This window comes from Variovorax sp. SG517 (assembly GCF_013376045.1).
GTDB lineage: Bacteria > Pseudomonadota > Gammaproteobacteria > Burkholderiales > Burkholderiaceae_C > Variovorax.
In genome coordinates this window covers 112,719-128,059 of sequence record NZ_JABMJG010000010.1, presented here as the reverse complement: position 1 = coordinate 128,059, position 15,341 = coordinate 112,719, and the positions used below count along the sequence as shown (strand labels likewise).

At 67.4% G+C, this 15,341-nt stretch carries 14 protein-coding genes; 7 read left to right on the top strand and 7 right to left on the bottom strand.

All coding sequences use genetic code 11. The features are described from left to right. Positions 1-26 precede the first annotated feature (26 nt). Positions 27-794 (bottom strand): SDR family NAD(P)-dependent oxidoreductase, encoded by a 768-nt coding sequence (locus FHT32_RS27330; RefSeq protein ID WP_176667710.1) that lies wholly within the window; start codon positions 792-794, stop codon positions 27-29. A gap of 147 nt (positions 795-941) precedes the next feature. Here FHT32_RS27330 and FHT32_RS27325 point away from each other — a divergent pair, with 147 nt between their 5' ends. The 4 genes from FHT32_RS27325 to FHT32_RS27310 are packed head-to-tail and all read left to right on the top strand — an operon-like array spanning position 942 to position 5,244. Continuing rightward, positions 942-1,658 carry a FadR/GntR family transcriptional regulator gene (locus FHT32_RS27325; protein WP_176667709.1) on the top strand — a complete coding sequence of 239 codons (717 nt, stop codon included), beginning with the start codon at positions 942-944 and terminating at the stop codon, positions 1,656-1,658. Positions 1,659-1,691: 33 nt separating this feature from the next. Beyond that, positions 1,692-3,218: a UxaA family hydrolase gene (locus tag FHT32_RS27320; protein ID WP_176667708.1), complete on the top strand. Its 1,527-nt coding sequence runs from the start codon at positions 1,692-1,694 to the stop codon at positions 3,216-3,218. A gap of 31 nt (positions 3,219-3,249) precedes the next feature. Then, the gene (locus FHT32_RS27315) at positions 3,250-4,182 is read left to right on the top strand and encodes an SMP-30/gluconolactonase/LRE family protein (protein WP_176667707.1); all 933 of its coding nucleotides are present in this window, start codon (positions 3,250-3,252) and stop codon (positions 4,180-4,182) included. Positions 4,183-4,185: 3 nt separating this feature from the next. Continuing rightward, positions 4,186-5,244, top strand: coding sequence for a malate/lactate/ureidoglycolate dehydrogenase (locus FHT32_RS27310; RefSeq protein ID WP_176667706.1), 1,059 nt, complete (start codon positions 4,186-4,188; stop codon positions 5,242-5,244). A gap of 20 nt (positions 5,245-5,264) precedes the next feature. Here the strand turns inward: FHT32_RS27310 and FHT32_RS27305 are convergent, their stop codons facing one another. The 4 genes from FHT32_RS27305 to FHT32_RS27290 all read right to left on the bottom strand — a co-directional run bounded on the left by FHT32_RS27305 (position 5,265) and on the right by FHT32_RS27290 (position 9,228). Further along, positions 5,265-6,143, bottom strand: a complete 879-nt coding sequence (locus FHT32_RS27305) for a DMT family transporter (protein ID WP_176667705.1) — start codon at positions 6,141-6,143, stop codon at positions 5,265-5,267. Positions 6,144-6,329: 186 nt separating this feature from the next. Next, positions 6,330-6,980, bottom strand: a complete 651-nt coding sequence (gene slmA / locus FHT32_RS27300) for a nucleoid occlusion factor SlmA (RefSeq protein WP_126021561.1) — start codon at positions 6,978-6,980, stop codon at positions 6,330-6,332. A gap of 68 nt (positions 6,981-7,048) precedes the next feature. Further along, the gene (argB, locus tag FHT32_RS27295) at positions 7,049-7,942 is read right to left on the bottom strand and encodes an acetylglutamate kinase (protein ID WP_093207312.1); all 894 of its coding nucleotides are present in this window, start codon (positions 7,940-7,942) and stop codon (positions 7,049-7,051) included. A 188-nt stretch (positions 7,943-8,130) separates the two neighbouring features. After that, a complete protein-coding gene (locus tag FHT32_RS27290) occupies positions 8,131-9,228 on the bottom strand; it encodes a glycosyltransferase (RefSeq protein ID WP_176667704.1) in 1,098 nt (365 codons plus the stop codon). 45 nt (positions 9,229-9,273) lie between these two features. On the opposite strand from FHT32_RS27290, the gene FHT32_RS27285 reads away from it, so the two are divergent. Continuing rightward, positions 9,274-10,023 (top strand): glycosyltransferase family 2 protein, encoded by a 750-nt coding sequence (locus FHT32_RS27285; RefSeq protein ID WP_176667703.1) that lies wholly within the window; start codon positions 9,274-9,276, stop codon positions 10,021-10,023. Between the two features lie 21 nt (positions 10,024-10,044). Here FHT32_RS27285 and FHT32_RS27280 read toward each other — a convergent pair whose 3' ends face one another. Further along, positions 10,045-11,028 carry a glycosyltransferase family 2 protein gene (locus FHT32_RS27280; RefSeq protein ID WP_176667702.1) on the bottom strand — a complete coding sequence of 328 codons (984 nt, stop codon included), beginning with the start codon at positions 11,026-11,028 and terminating at the stop codon, positions 10,045-10,047. A 10-nt stretch (positions 11,029-11,038) separates the two neighbouring features. Then, positions 11,039-12,814, bottom strand: a complete 1,776-nt coding sequence (locus FHT32_RS27275) for a glycosyltransferase family 2 protein (protein ID WP_218088434.1) — start codon at positions 12,812-12,814, stop codon at positions 11,039-11,041. A 307-nt stretch (positions 12,815-13,121) separates the two neighbouring features. On the opposite strand from FHT32_RS27275, the gene FHT32_RS27270 reads away from it, so the two are divergent. Together FHT32_RS27270 and FHT32_RS27265 are read left to right on the top strand one after the other, a co-directional pair. Further along, complete coding sequence (locus FHT32_RS27270) at positions 13,122-14,540, top strand: mannose-1-phosphate guanylyltransferase/mannose-6-phosphate isomerase (RefSeq protein ID WP_176667700.1); 1,419 nt, start codon at positions 13,122-13,124, stop codon at positions 14,538-14,540. Beyond that, positions 14,537-15,340: an ABC transporter permease gene (locus tag FHT32_RS27265; protein ID WP_176667699.1), complete on the top strand. Its 804-nt coding sequence runs from the start codon at positions 14,537-14,539 to the stop codon at positions 15,338-15,340. The genes FHT32_RS27270 and FHT32_RS27265 overlap by 4 nt, the downstream gene beginning before the upstream one ends. Position 15,341: the final 1 nt, after the last annotated feature.

Below are 15,341 nucleotides of genomic sequence, written 5' to 3'. Positions count from 1 at the left end.
TGTGTGGGATGAGAGGGCCCGCCCGGTCAGTATGTCGAGCGGCCGCCCGAGAGGTCGAACACGGCGCCGGTGGAGAAAGAGCAGTCTTCCGTGCAGAGCCAGCCGACCATCGCGGCCACCTCTTCCACCGTGCCGAAGTGGCCCATGGGGATCTTCGAGAGCATGAAGGCGATGTGCTCGGGCGTCATCTGATCGAAGATGGCCGTCTTCACCGCCGCGGGCGTTACGCAGTTCACGCGGATGCCGGTGTCGGCCAGCTCCTTGCCGAGCGACTTGGTCAGGCCGATGACGGCCGCCTTGCTCGCGCTGTAGGCACTGGCGTTGGGGTTGCCCTCCTTGCCGGCCACGGAGGCGATGTTGACGATGCGGCCGTAGCCGCCGCCTTCGCTGCTCCGCCCCTGCCTGCGCATCTGCGCGACCACCTCGCGGCAGCACAGGAACACGCCGTTGATGTTGACCTCCATCACCTCGCGCCAGGCGTCCACCGGGTAGTCCCAAAGCTTCGTGTTGGGGCCGGTGATGCCGGCGCTGTTGACCAGTGCGTCGATGCGCGGCGCATGCGCCAGCGTGGCGGCGATGGCCTGGGTGACCGAGGCGTGCTGCGACACGTCGACCTTCAGCGCGAAGGCCCTGGCGCCCAGCGATTCGGCGGCCTTCGCGGCTGCTTCCTCGTCGCGATCCCACAGCGTGACGCTGCCGCCCGAGGCGATCAGCCGCTGCGCGATGCCGAAGCCCAGCCCCGTGGCGCCGCCGGTGACGACCGCGTGGCGGCCATTGAAGTCGAGCTGGTTCAATTGGGTCGTCTCCTGGGGCCGCGTCCTCGGGTTAGGCCCGATGATGGTGCGGGCGATATGGCGTATTCTGAATTGGCCTTACCACTTGGCCAATTCAGGACAACCCTTAACCCTGTCCGCCTTTCCTTCCCCGCCTCCGCCCGACCCGTGCCGATCCAGACCCTCGAACCCCAGCGCCTGTACCGCCAGATCGCCGAACAGCTGCGCGAGCTCATCGGCAAGGGCGAATTCGCGGTGGGCGCGCGCATTCCCGCCGAGCGCGACCTGGCCCGGCAGCTGGGCGTGAGCCGGCCGTCGGTGCGCGAGGCGCTGATCGCGCTGGAGGTGGAGGGCTGGGTCGAGGTGCGCACCGGCTCGGGCGTCTACGTGCTCGACCGCTCGCAGCGCACGCCGCCGCCGGCCAACGGCGCGGCGGGCATCGAATGGGGGCCGCTGGAGATCATCCGCGCGCGCCGCATGGTGGAAGGCGAGACAGCCGCCACCGCGGCCCAGCACGGCAAGCGCAAGGACGTGGACGCCATGCGCCGCGCGATCCGCATGATGCGCGAGCTGGCCGCGGGCGGCGAGGTGCCGCACGAGGGCGACCGCGCCTTCCACCTGGCCATCGTCAACGCCTGCGACAACGTGGTTCTGACCGAGACGGTGCAGGGCTTCTGGGAGTCGCGCCACGGGGCCATCTTCGCCCGCATGATCGATTACTTCGAGACGATGGAGTCGTGGCAGGCGGCCATCGGCGAGCACGAACTGATCCTCGACGCCATCGCCGCGCGCGACCCGGCTGCCGCGCGCAGCGCCATGCACGAACACATGGACAAGTTCCACCAGCGGTTCAGCGCGAGCTGGCGCCGCACAAAGGCTTCCTGAATCCAGCCTCCTGAACACGAGAAGAACCCCACGATGACGCCCTACATCCGCCTCCACCCCGCCGACGACGTCGTCATCGCGCGCTCACAGCTGCTCGGCGGCGCCGTCGTCGAAGGCGTGGCCGTGCGCGGACTGATACCGCCGGGCCACAAGATCGCGATGCGCGACATCGCGCAGGGCGAGCCGGTGCGCCGCTACAACCAGATCATCGGCTTCGCGAGCCGCCCCATCGCCGCCGGGGAGCACGTGCACACGCAGAACCTCGACATGGGCCCCGACAAGGGAGACTTCGAACGCGACTACGCCTTCGGCGCCGACGTGAAGCCCGCGCCCGCCAAGCGCGAAGCCACCTTCATGGGCATCAAGCGCGCCGACGGCCGCGTGGCCACGCGCAACTACATCGGCGTGCTGACCAGCGTGAACTGCTCGGCCACGGCCGCGCGCGCCATTGCCGACCACTTCTCGCGCAAGACCAACCCGCAGGCGCTGGCCGCCTTCCCCAACGTGGACGGCGTGATCGCGCTCACGCACGGCACCGGCTGCGGCATGGACACTCAGGGCCTGGGCATGCAGATCCTGGAGCGCACGCTCACGGGCTATGCCACGCATGCGAACTTCGCGGGCGTGCTGGTGGTGGGCCTGGGCTGCGAGGCCAACCAGATCAACGCCTGGCTCGCGACCGGCCACCTGGCCGAGGGCGAGAACTTCCGCACCTTCAACATCCAGGACACGGGCGGCACGCGCAAGACGGTCGAGAAGGGCGTGGCGCTCATCAACGAGATGCTGCCGCGCGCCAACGCGGTGAAGCGCGAGCCCTGCAGCGCGGCGCACATCACGATCGGGCTGCAGTGCGGCGGTTCCGACGGCTACTCGGGCATCAGCGCCAACCCGGCGCTGGGCGCGGCGGTCGACCTGCTGGTGGCGCACGGCGGCACGGCCATCCTCAGCGAAACGCCCGAGGTGTACGGCGCCGAGCACCTGCTCACGCGCCGCGCGGTGAAGCGCGAAGTCGGCCAGAAGCTGGTGGACCGCATCAAGTGGTGGGAGCACTACACCGCCATCAACGAGGGCGAAATGAACAACAACCCCTCGCCGGGCAACAAGGCGGGCGGGCTCACCACCATCCTCGAGAAGTCGCTGGGCGCGGTCGCCAAGGGCGGCACCAGCAACCTCGAGGCGGTGTACGAATACGCCGAGCCCGTCACCGCGCACGGCTTCGTCTACATGGATACGCCCGGCTACGACCCGGTGAGCGCCACCGGCCAGGTGGCCGGCGGCGCCAACCTGATCTGCTTCACCACCGGGCGCGGCTCGGCCTATGGCTGCGCGCCCTCGCCTTCGCTCAAGCTCGCGACCAACTCGGCGCTTTGGCAGCGGCAGGAGGAGGACATGGACATCAACTGCGGCGAGATCGTGGACGGCACGGCGACGATCCAGGAGATGGGCCAGCGCATCTTCGAGCTGGTGCTCGCGACCGCATCGGGCGCGCAGTCGAAGAGCGAACAGCACGGCTACGGCCAGAACGAGTTCGTGCCGTGGCAGGTCGGCGCGGTGATGTGACCGACTGAACCCATCGACGACGAGGAACGGCATGGCAACTCTTCCCTTCGGCTTTCTCGAAGGCACCGGCTTCGAGCAGCTTGACCCGCGCTTCAAGGGCTGCATCCCCGGCCCCGAGCGCGTGCAGCGCTTGTGGACCGGCGCGCGCTGGTGCGAGGGCCCCGCGTGGTTCGCGGCGCACCGCACGCTGGTGTGGTCGGACATTCCGAACAACCGCATGCTGCGCTTCGACGAGTTCAACGGCACGGTGGGCACTTTCCGCGAGCCATCGGACAACACCAACGGCAACACGGTCGACCGCGAAGGTCGGCTGGTGAGCTGCGAGCACCTCACGCGGCGAGTGACGCGCACCGAGCATGACGGCACGATCACCGTGCTGGCCTCGCACTGGAACGGCAAGCGGCTCAACTCGCCCAATGACGTGGTGGTGCACTCGGACGGCGCCGTGTGGTTCACAGACCCGAGCTACGGCATCCTCTCCGACTACGAAGGCCTGAAGGCCGAGAGCGAGATCGGCGCGTGCCATGTCTACCGCATCGATCCGCAACGCGGCGAGGTCGAGCTGATGGCCGACGATTTCGTGAAGCCCAACGGACTGGCCTTCTCGCCCGACGAGTCGCTGCTGTACATCGCCGACACGGGCGCGAGCCATGCGCCCGATGGTCCGCGGCACATCCGCAGGTTCAAGGTGGGCGCCGACGGGCGCAGCCTGAGCGGCGGCGAGGTCTTCGCCGAATGCACCAGCGGCCTGTTCGACGGCTTCCGCCTCGACACCGAAGGCCGCATCTGGACCAGCGCGCTCGACGGCGTGCACGCCTATCACCCCGACGGCACGCTGCTGGGCAAGATCCTGCTGCCCGAGCGCGTGGCCAACGTCTGCTTCGGCGGTCCGAAGCGCAACCGCCTCTTCATCTGCGCGACCACGTCGCTCTATGCAATCACGCTGAACGCGAAAGGAGCCTGATCCATGTCCCATACGCTCAAGGCCGACCACCTGCAGGCCACGGTCGCCCGCATCCTCGAAGCCGCAGGCAGCTCGCCCGCCGAGGCACAGCAGGTGGCGGCCAACCTGGTGCTGGCCAACCTGAGCGGGCACGACTCGCACGGCGTGGGCATGCTGCCGCGGTACGTCGACGCGGTGGCCGAAGGCGGGCTGAAGCCGAACGCCGCGGTGCGCGTGAACCTCGACATCGGCACGCTGATGGGCCTGGACGGCCAGCACGGCTACGGCCAGATCGTCGGCGTGCAGGCGATGGAGCTGGGCATCGCGCGCGCGAAGCAGCACGGCAGCTGCATCTTCACGCTCGCGCATGCGCACCACCTGGGCCGCATCGGGCACTTCGCGGAGATGGCGACGGCGCAGGGGCTGGTGTCGATGCACTTCGTCAACGTGCTCTCGCGGCCGGTGGTCGCGCCCTGGGGCGGCGGCGACGGGCGCTTCGGCACCAATCCGTGCTGCATCGGCATTCCGCTTTCGGGCGCGGAGCCCTTCGTGCTCGACTACGCGACCAGCCGCGTGGCGCAGGGAAAGATGCGCGTGGCCCACAACAAGGGCGAGCGCGTGCCCGACGGCTATCTGATCGACGAGAACGGCGCGCCCACCAACGACCCGGGCGTGGTCGTGGTACCGCAGGGCAACGGCCTCTTCGGCGCGCTCATGACCTTCGGCGAGCACAAGGGCTATGGCATGGCGGTGGCCTGCGAGCTGCTGGGCGGCGCGCTCACCGGCGGCGGCACGTGGCATCGGCAGGCGGACACGGCACGCACGGTGCTCAACGGCATGCTCACGGTGCTGATCGACCCGGCGAAGCTGGGCACGCAGAAGTCCTTCGACGAGGAGGCCCGCGAGTTCCTCGGCTGGCTGCGGCAGAGCCCGCCCGGGCAGGGCTTCGAAGAAGTGCAGATCGCGGGCGAGCCGGAGCGCAAGGCGCGCGCGGCGCGGCGCAAGGACGGGATCTGGGTGGACGATGCGACCTGGAGCGAGATCGTCGCGGCCGGGGCGAAGGTGGGCGTGCAGGTGTCGTAGCCCCTAGCCTGCCATCCAGCCTACGGACGGGCGCTTCGCGCCTTCTGTCCGAGCACGAGCGCGATGCCGCCCAGGATCGCAACGGAAGCCACGGCCAGCCGTGGCGTGATCGCCTCCGACAGGAACAGCACGCCGCCGAACGCCGCCAACAGCGGCACCGACAGCTGCACGGTGGCCGCGCGCATCGCGGTCAGGCGGCCCAGCGCCGCGTACCAGACGGCATAGCCGAGGCCCGAAGTCAGCGCGCCGGAAATCACGGCCAGCGCGATGCCGACCGTATCCGCGCGAGCGCTGGCCGCGAACACCGCACTGAGCGCCAGGGCGAACGGCACGGCTCGCGTGAAGTTGCGCGCCGTGGCGGCCAGCGGATCGGCCACGCCACGGCCGCGCAGGGAATACACGCCCCAGGCAACGCCCGCGACGGCCATCAGCACCGCGCCCAGAAGCGGCGGCGCGGCGACGCCCGGGAAAACGAGATAAACCAGCCCGCCCGCCGCAAGCACGAAGCCGAACCAGGCAAGCGCCCCGAAGCGCTCGCCGCCGGAGCGCAGGCCCACGCTGAACATCGTCAGCTGGACCGCGCCGAACAGGATTAGCGCGCCGGTGCCCGCCGGCAGGCTGAGATAGGCGAAGGAGAAGAAGGCGACGTAGCCGAACAGCATGACGGCCGCCAGCCAGTCGACGCGGGCAGGAGAAGCCGGAGGCTGCGCCCTGAACCGCACGATGAGCCCCAGCACGAGCGCCCCGGCCACGAGCCTGACACTGCCGAAGCTCGCCGGATCGATGCCCCTGCGCTGAAGCGCGAGCCGGCACAGCAGGGAATTGGCAGCGAACGCGAGCATGGCGGCCGTGGTGAGCAGGACGGTCTGCCAGCCATGGCCGCGCGCCGCATCAGGCATGCGCGGACACCCGCGACAGGCGGGGCTCCACCGGACCGACCGTGCCATGGCTCATGCTTCCGCCCTCCGCGAAGGAAACCGCGCAAACACCGGCTTGCCGCCGGGTCCGGCGGCAAGGGCCTGTGGACGATGCTACGCCGCCGGAAGGCGCGAGGCGAGCCGGTCAGTACCCTGCGCGGGGTACCCTCAGACGATCAGCGCGATCGTCGCTTCGAGATGCTCTGAAGGCGCGCGGCGGAAGCCCGAGCGCGCGAAGCGCTGCAGCTGCCCCACCACGAAGGCGGTGAGCGCCGCTGCGCGCACCTGCGCATCGACGCTGGGCGTGGCCGAGCCGTCGGCCGCGGCGGCCCCGCGAAGCACCTGGCGCAGCGTGGATTCGATCTTGTCGAAGAACTGGTTCATGCGCTGCTGCAGGCGCTCGTTCTCGTAGACCAGCGCGTCGCCCACCATGACGCGGGTCATGCCGGGGTTGCGCTCGGCGAACTGCACGAGCAGCGTGAGGATGCGGGCGGCCTGCTGGGCGCCGGTGGCGCCCTCGCGCTCCAGGATCTGGTTGACCAGCGTGAAGACGCTCTGCTCGATGAAGTCGATCAGGCCCTCGAACATCTGGGCCTTGCTCGCGAAATGGCGATAGAGCGCGGCCTCGCTCACTTCGAGCCGCGCGGCCAGCGCGGCAGTGGTGACCCGCTCGGCACCTGGCTGCTCCAGCATGGAGGCGAGCGCCTGCAGGATCTGCACGCGCCGCTCGCCCGGCTTCGGCCGCTTGCGCGCCGGGGGAGTGGTCGTTTCCGCAGGAGTCTCTACGCCGGAAGCACTGGTCGTCTCTTCGTTCTGCATGGGAGCGCGTGCAAAGATGTAATCAATTGATTCTCGCACAGCGCAGTGAGCACGCGCCCACGCCGGGCTCAACGGGCGCGGATCATCGTCCCGTAGGCCTGGTCGGTCAGGATCTCCAGCAGCATCGCGTGCGGCACGCGGCCGTCGATGATGTGCACCGCGTTCACGCCGCTCTTGGCCGCGTCGAGCGCGCCTTCGATCTTCGGCAGCATGCCACCGGAGATGGTGCCGTCGGCGAACAGGTCGTCGATCTCGCGGGCGCTCAGGTTGGTGAGCAGCTTGCCGTCCTTGTCGAGCACGCCGGGCGTGTTGGTCAGCAGCATCAGCTTCTCGGCCTTGAGCACGGTGGCGAGCTTGCCTGCGACGACGTCGGCGTTGATGTTGTAGCTCTCGTTCTCCTCGCCGAAGCCGATGGGGCTGACCACCGGGATGAAGGCGTCGTCCTGCAGCGCCTTGACCACGCTGGGGTCGATGGAGACGATGTCGCCGACCTGGCCCACGTCGTGGTGCAGGTTGGGGTCGTTGCGGTCGGCCATCTTGAGCTTCTGCGCGCGGATCAGGCCGCCGTCGCGACCCGTGAGGCCCACGGCCTTGCCGCCGGCCTGGTTGATCAGGCCCACGATGTCCTGCTGCACCTCGCCGGCCAGCACCCATTCGACGACTTCCATGGTCTCGGCGTCGGTCACGCGCATGCCCTGGATGAAGCTGCCCTTCTTGCCCAGGCGGTTGAGCGCCGCTTCGATCTGCGGGCCGCCGCCGTGCACCACCACCGGGTTCATGCCCACCAGCTTGAGCAGCACCACGTCTTCGGCGAAGTCGGCCTGCAGCGCCGGGTCGGTCATGGCGTTGCCGCCGTACTTGATGACGATGGTCTTGCCGTGGAACTTGCGGATGTACGGCAGCGCCTGGGCCAGAATCTCGGCCTTGTCGCGCGGGGGGATGTTGAGGACGGGGTCGGTCATGGGCGGTCAGGCTCCGAAGCGGTGGACGATCAGGTGAGGCTCAAATTCTCGCGCAATCCCGGTGACAGCCGACTGACTGACTTCGCGGGAAACACCGTGGAACCGGCTTTGCCGGGCCACCGGTGTTGCCCCCTGCAAGGGGGTTGGCGCAGCGACACGAAGTGCGCGAAGCCTGGGGGGGTGCCTGTTCATGGCCGCAGCCAGCGCGGGACCTTGAAGCGCACGATCATCAGGTACGCACCCACGTAGGTCGTGACGAACAGCAGGCAGAAGAACATCAGCACGATGGTGTTGTTCCAGAACAGCACCGCCGGCACCACCGACAGGGCGGCGAACATCCACAGGTAGGGCGAGGTGCGGTTGTTGCGCGCCAGCAGCTGGCGGGCCTCGTCGTCCGCAAAGGCCACGCGCACGATGCGGCGGAAGATCAGCTGGTGGAAGTGCAGCGCGTCGGCCGTGCCGGGCGACTGCCCGCGCGCCAGCTTGCGATAGATGGAGAACAGCGTCTCCCACACCGGGTAGATCAGCAGCAGCATCGGGAACCAGGGCGACACCACGCGGTGGCGCTGCACCAGCGTCACGCAGGCCACGGCGATCACCATGCCCCAGACGTAGGCGCCGCCGTCGCCGGCGAAGATCTTGCCGCGCGGGTAGTTCCACACCAGAAAGCCGAAGGTGGCGCCGACCAGGCAGATCACCATGGCGGCCAGTTGCCGGTCGCCGACCTGCAGGGCCACGTGCGAGATCGCCAGGCAGACCAGCACCGCGACCGTGCCCGCGAGCCCGTTGTAGCCGTCGATGATGTTGAAGGCGTGCGGCAGGCCGCCGATGGCGAGGGCCGCGAAGATCACCGTGGCAAAGGGAATCATCGCCAGCCAGCCGTCGACCGTCTCGAAGCCGGTGCGCGCCACGCCCAGCCCCAGCAGCCAGCACACCAGCAGCGCCGAGCCGATGGTCAGCCCCAGCCGGTAGCGCACCTTCACGCGCTGGGTGACGTCCTCGACGATGCCGCCCAGCACCGCCGGCAGGATGCACACCAGCGTGAGCATCGAGGTCGTGACCGGCCAGGAGACGTTGAACGGGTCGGTGCCGGTGATGCCGGCGGCCAGCCAGGCCGCCCCCATGCCCAGCAGGATGCCCGCACCGCCCAGGCGCGGCACGTGGCCCTTGTGGAAGCGCTGGGGCATGTCGGCGCCGTAGAGGCGGGCATGCCGCCGCGCACGTCGCATGAACACCTGGACCGAGAAGGCGGCGACGAAGAAACTGATGACGATCAGAGCAATCATGTGTGGGGGTTGGGGAACCCTAGAATTCCCGGGCGAAATTAGACCATGCCCACGCCCCCCTCCTCCCGCCCCCCGATCACCGTTTCAATCGTGAGCCACGGCCAACTCGCGCTGGTGCTGCCGCTGCTCGAGCAGCTGGACAGGTACAGCCGCGCAGTCATCGACAAGGTTCTGCTGACATTGAACATCCCCGAGGCCGACCTGCTTGCCGGCCGCAGCTGGGGCTTCGAGGTGGAGCGGATCGAGAACGCGAGCCCCAAGGGCTTCGGCGCCAATCACAACCAGGCCTTCGAGCGCTGCGGCACCGAGTGGTTCCTGGTGCTGAACCCCGACATTCGCTTCGACGACGACGTGCTGTCGCCGCTGCTCGCGCAGGCTGCGGCGGACGCCGGCCTGCTGACGCCGCGCATCCTGGAGCCCGGCAAGACCGAGCCCGAACCGCACCGGGCACTGCTCACGCCGCTCGAGATCGTCGGAAGAAAAAAGCCCGGCTACGTGCGCCCGACGGTGCCGGCGTGGATTCCGGGCCTGTTCATGCTGTTTCGCAGCAAGGCCTACCGGCAGGTCGGCGGCTTCGACGAGAAGTTCTTCATGTACGGCGAAGACTTCGACATCTGCGCCCGCACCCGGCTGGCGGGCTGGAAGCTGCAGGTGGGTGAGAACCTCCTCGCCCGGCACGACGCGCAGCGCGAGAGCCATCGCAGCAAGAAATACCTGTACTGGCACGTGACTAGCCTGCTGAAGGTGTGGCTGTCGGCCTCGTTCTGGCGATACCTGCGGCTGCAGGGCCGATAGCCGGCCCATCAACGGAGACGGTCAGCCGCGCTCGAAAACGTCCTGAACGATAGCCTGCCTGCCTCGACCGAAGCGTTCATAGCGGCCGCGCGCGGCCTCCAGAAGGATCGGCAGCAGACGCAGCGGACGCGCCGCCGGCAATCCGGCCCTGAACCGCTGATGCGCGACCTTGGCGCGCTGCGCATCCAGGCAGCCCGGCCGCACGCGGTCGCCGAGCTGCTGCAGCCGCTGCAGCAGCGCCTCGGCCCGCCGCAGCCGCGCCACATGCTTGTCGCCCCGCTTCTCGAAGGCCTTCGCCATCTTCTCGGACAGCGTCAGCCGACGCGCGCCGATCTGGTTGTTGCCGTGCTGGCGATAGTCGATGGTCGGCTCGGGCAGCACGTCCATGCGGCCGGTGGCCGCGGCCACAGCGGCCAGCCATTCGTCGTGCACCCATTCGGGCGCGAACGGCAACGCGGACTCGAGCAAGGTTTTTCGGAACATCGTCGTCGCGCCGGTCACCAGATTGCGCCGCTGCAGCACACCGAAGGCCTCGCCGCTCGCGATGGCCTTCAGCTCGGCCGGCTGCACCTCGAGCGCATGGAAGAGCGTGGAGCCCAGCGGCTTCAGGTCGCCGTCGACCAAGCGGGCGTCGGTATGCAGCAGCAGCAGGTCGGGCCGCGCCTCGAACTGCGCCACCATGCGCGCCAGCCGCCCGGCGTGCCAGACGTCGTCCTGGTCGCACAGCGCGATGAGGTCGTGGCTGCAGGCGCGCACCGCCTGCTCGAAATTGCGGGTGACGCCCAGCGGCGGCGAATTGCTGAACACGCGCAGCGCGATGCGGTCGGCCACGCCGCACTGGGCGAGGGTGTCGCGCATGACGGCGAGGGTGTCGTCGGTGGAGCCGTCGTCGGAGACGACGATCTCCTGCGGCAGCGGCTCCTGCGCGCAGATGCTGCGCAGCTGCTCGGGAAGGTAGCGTGCGCCGTTGCGGGTGCAGAGGGCGACGGAGACTGCGAGGGGCATCGGACCTCGATCAGACCGGAGCCACGCGGGGGGGCCAGGCGTAGCTGAAGTCCTCCCGGGCCAGCATGAGGTTGGGGCTGTAGGCGGGGTCGTTCTGGATCAGGTCGCCCCAGCGCTTGTGCATGTAGGCGGACTCTTCCTGGAACTGCGCCTGCTTCTGCGGCGAGACATCCTTGGCGCGCGTCGCGGACTCGTGGTGGAACAGCTCCGCATAGGGCGTCCAGACGTTGCGCAGACCCGCTTCGCGCAGGCGCAGGCAGAAGTCGATGTCGTTGAAGGACTCCTTCAGGTGCACCTCGTCGAGCCCGCCGACCTCCAGGTAGTGGCTCTTGCGGATCACGAGGCAGGCCGCGGTGACCGCCGAGAGCGTCTGGATCAGCGCCGCGCGGCCGGCATAGCCTTCGCGGCCCATCGGCATGCGGCGATGCGAGTGGGCGGCAATGCCGCCTACGCCGAGGATCACGCCCGCGTGCTGCAGCGTCCTGTTAGGAAACCACAGCCGCGCACCCACCGCCCCGACGCCCGGCTGCAGCGCAAGACTGACCATCTCGCTGAGCCAATCAGGCGTGATGACTTCGATGTCGTTGTTGACCAGCGCCACGAGCTCGCCGTTGGCCACAGCAACGGCGCCATTGTTCAGCGCCGCGTAATTGAAGTCGCGATCGTCCCGCAGCACGCGGACCTTGGGCTTCTCGGCAGCGATGCGCTTGAACCAGGCCAGGGTGTCGGGATCATCAGAGCCGTTGTCGACAATGATGATCTCGTAGTTTGAGTAGCTGGTCTTCTCGAGGATCGACTGCACGCACTGCCGCGTGAGCTGCAGGGCGTTGCGCGTCGGGATGATCACGGAAACCAACGGTAAGACATCGGGCAAGGCGTAATGCACCCGGTAGCCGAAATCGAGGTGCTCCGCCGTGGCACGAACACCGGTGCGCTCGAAATGCTCGTTCAGCGCGCGCTCGCCTGCGAGGGCGGCATAGGGCTTGGCGTTCATCGACTTGGCCGTGCTCTCCACGTGCACGCGCCAGTGGTACAGAACGCGCGGAATGTGGCGGATCTGCCCCGGGTCGACGCGCTCCATGCACCGCAGTACGAGGTCCCAGTCCTGCGAGCCTTCCATGCCCACGCGGAAGCCGCCGACGGAGCGCATGAGCTCGGTCGAGAGCACGCCCAGGTGGCTGAACATGTTCTGCGAGCGGAAGAGATCGACGTTCCAGTCGGACTTGAAATAAGGACCGAAACGGTGGCCGCCCTCGTCGACCTTGTCTTCGTCCGAATAGATCAGCTTCACGTCGGGATGGGCCGCGATGCAATCGGCCACCCAGAAGAGCGCATGGGCCGGCAGCAGGTCGTCGTGGTCCATGAGCGCCACCCAAGGGCCGGAGACCAGTTCGAGCGCGCTGTTGGACGCGGCCGAGATGTGGCCGTTCTTCGGACGGAACACCACCTTGATGCGTGGGTCGCTCTCGCTGTACGACTTGAGGATCTCGCGCACCTCCGCCGAAGGGGATGCGTCGTCCGCGATGCAGAGCTCCCAGTTCGGATAGATCTGGCCGCGCACCGACTCGATCGCTTCGCGCAGCCAGGCCGGGTTGGGGTTGTAGGTGGGCATCACGACCGAGATCAGCGGCCGGTCGGTCATGGCGGCAACGCGCCGGGCGATCCTCTCGCGCAGTTCCGGAGTGAGGGTGTCGTAGCGCTGCACCCACTTCGTGTAGTCGTTGTAGCCACCGAATCGCCGTCCCAGTTCCCAACGGATGCCCGGCCAGCCCGACTTGTTGAACATTCGCCATGCCCGCTGCACGCGCCCCATCATTCCGGGTCCTTGCCAGAGTCCGGCCAGGCCGAGGATGAATCGATAGACAGATTTCATAGAGAGATTGGGCACCCCGCGCGGCATGCGGGCGGAGCCTTGAGGAAAAGCGGAATCAGCCGGGGCGATGCCGGAACCTGGCGTCGCGGGCCTTGCGGGAGGGGATTATCTGCGCAACCAGCTTCAACAAGGAGGGCCGAAGGCCGACGTTTCGTCCGCCCCGCCAGGTCCCCCGGAGGGCTCCCTTAAAATTGGCCGGTTAAAAAGCTAAAGGAAAACGATGAGGCTACTCTCTGTGGTGCTTTCGGGAGGCGCCGGTTCCAGGCTCTGGCCTGCTTCGCGCCAGGCCTTTCCCAAGCCGTTCATGAAGCTTGGTGATTCCACGCTGCTTCAACAGGCCGTCGAACGCGGGCAGGCCTGCGGCACCGGTGACCTGATGGTTGTGACCAACAAGGATCACCTGTTCCTGACAAAAGACGTGCTCGGGCAGATGAGCGACCCGCCATCGACGACTTTTCTCCTCGAACCCAAGGGGCGCAATACCGGCCCGGCGATTGCGCTGGCCGCACTTCAGTGTGTTCGCCAGTTCAGCGGCGACACGGTGATGCTTGTCCTGTCCGCGGACCACCTCGTCCCGGACGTGGAGGCTTTTGTCGCAAGCGCCACCGAAGCCTTCCGTTTGGCGCAGGAAGGCAACCTCGTCGTGTTCGGCGTGAGCCCCACGAGCCCCGATACCGGCTTCGGCTACATCGAAGTCGAACATGTCTCGCGCGAGAGCCAGGCGGTCAAGCGTTTCGTCGAGAAACCCGACCTCGAAACCGCGCAGAAGTACCTGGCCACGGGCCGCTACTACTGGAACAGCGGCATGTTCGCCTTCACGGCCGACACGATTGTCGCAGCACTCGAGAAACACGCCCCCGATGTCATCCGGGCGGCGCGGCATGCGCTGGAGACCTCGAAATCCGCAGGCAACTCGGTCAACTTCGATTTGCACGCGTTCGGCCTGCAGCCAGACATCAGCATCGACTACGCGGTGCTGGAACACGCTTCCAACGTGCATGTCGTCCCCGCCAAGTTCGGGTGGAGCGACGTGGGCTCCTGGCCCGCAGTCTCCAATGCGCTGACGCCGGACGCCAGCGGCAACACCCTCCCCGACGATGTCGTTGCTCTCGATACCACGGGCACGCACGTACAGGTGGAAAGCTATGGCCCGAAGGTCGTCGCCACCGTAGGGGTCCACGACCTCGTGATCGTCGACACGCCCGATGCGCTGCTGGTGCTTCACAAGGACAGCGCGCAGAAGGTGAAGAAGGTCGTCGACGTACTCAAGGCCCGCAAGCACGAGACTGTGCACCTTCCGCCGGTCGTCCATCGCCCCTGGGGAACCTATGCCTCCCTGAAGGAGGAAGAAGGCTACAAGGTCAAGCGCATCACGGTGCGGCCCGGCGAGGCGTTGTCGCTGCAGTATCACCATCAGCGCGCGGAACACTGGGTGGTGGTGCAGGGCCGTGGCATCGTGCAGATCGGAGAAACCGAGTACGAAACCCTACCCGGCCAATATCGCTACATTCCCCTGAAGGAAAAACATCGCCTGACCAACATCGGCGATGACGAACTGGTGCTCATCGAAGTCCAATGCGGCGGGTACCTGGGCGAGGACGACATCGTCCGCCTTGCAGACACCTACGGCCGTACATGAGTCAAGTCCACTCCAATCTTCATCGAAGCGCACTGTCCGACTGGTGGCAGGGCACCCGCCGCACAGACATCTGGTGGACGCTCGCCTGGTTCGACATCGTTCTGCGCTATCGCCGCTCGATGCTCGGGCCGATGTGGCTCACGCTGAGCATGGGCGTGATGATCGCTGGCATGGGGCCGCTGTACAGTTCGCTGTTCGGCAGCGAGCTTTCACGCTTCTTCCCTCACCTGGCGCTGGGCATCATCTTCTGGGCCTTCTTCTCGAGCATCGTGACGGATGCATGCAATGCCTTCGTCGGATCGTCCAACTATCTCAAGCAGGGTTACTTTCCGATCAGCCTGTTCGTCTGGCGCAGTCTGGCACGCAACCTGATCCAGTTCGCGCACCAGATCGTGCTCTACATTCCGGTAGCAATCTGGGCAGGTGTCTCGCTGTCCTGGTCCGTACTGATGGTAGTACCGGCCTTTGTCGTCCTGATCATCAACGCGCATGCCCTCGGCCTGCTGCTGGGCCTGATCTGCACGCGCTACCGCGACGTCACCCAGATCGTCACCAGCGTGATGCAAATGCTGATGTTCCTCACGCCGGTCTTCTGGCTGCCCGAGAACCTCCCCGGCCGCGCCAAGTACGTGCTGTGGAACCCCTTCGCACAGATGCTGGACCTGCTTCGCACGCCCCTGATGGGCGGCACCGCGCATATCCACAGCTGGATCGGCATCCTGTTCTGGACGGCGCTGTGCTTGATTCTTGCGGTCTTCGTGTTCTCGAAGTACCGCCGCCGCGTCGTCTACTGGCTCTGAT

Excerpts from the sequence above, each read along its gene's own strand:
- FHT32_RS27320 (WP_176667708.1), top strand. The coding sequence starts at position 1,692 with ATGACGCCCTACATCCGCCTCCACCCCGCCGACGACGTCGTCATCGCG.
- FHT32_RS27315 (WP_176667707.1), top strand. The coding sequence starts at position 3,250 with ATGGCAACTCTTCCCTTCGGCTTTCTCGAAGGCACCGGCTTCGAGCAG.
- FHT32_RS27310 (WP_176667706.1), top strand. The coding sequence starts at position 4,186 with ATGTCCCATACGCTCAAGGCCGACCACCTGCAGGCCACGGTCGCCCGC.
- FHT32_RS27305 (WP_176667705.1), bottom strand. The coding sequence starts at position 6,143 with ATGCCTGATGCGGCGCGCGGCCATGGCTGGCAGACCGTCCTGCTCACC.
- slmA (WP_126021561.1), bottom strand. The coding sequence starts at position 6,980 with ATGCAGAACGAAGAGACGACCAGTGCTTCCGGCGTAGAGACTCCTGCG.
- argB (WP_093207312.1), bottom strand. The coding sequence starts at position 7,942 with ATGACCGACCCCGTCCTCAACATCCCCCCGCGCGACAAGGCCGAGATT.
- FHT32_RS27290 (WP_176667704.1), bottom strand. The coding sequence starts at position 9,228 with ATGATTGCTCTGATCGTCATCAGTTTCTTCGTCGCCGCCTTCTCGGTC.
- FHT32_RS27285 (WP_176667703.1), top strand. The coding sequence starts at position 9,274 with ATGCCCACGCCCCCCTCCTCCCGCCCCCCGATCACCGTTTCAATCGTG.
- FHT32_RS27280 (WP_176667702.1), bottom strand. The coding sequence starts at position 11,028 with ATGCCCCTCGCAGTCTCCGTCGCCCTCTGCACCCGCAACGGCGCACGC.
- FHT32_RS27275 (WP_218088434.1), bottom strand. The coding sequence starts at position 12,814 with ATGTTCAACAAGTCGGGCTGGCCGGGCATCCGTTGGGAACTGGGACGG.
- FHT32_RS27270 (WP_176667700.1), top strand. The coding sequence starts at position 13,122 with ATGAGGCTACTCTCTGTGGTGCTTTCGGGAGGCGCCGGTTCCAGGCTC.
- FHT32_RS27265 (WP_176667699.1), top strand. The coding sequence starts at position 14,537 with ATGAGTCAAGTCCACTCCAATCTTCATCGAAGCGCACTGTCCGACTGG.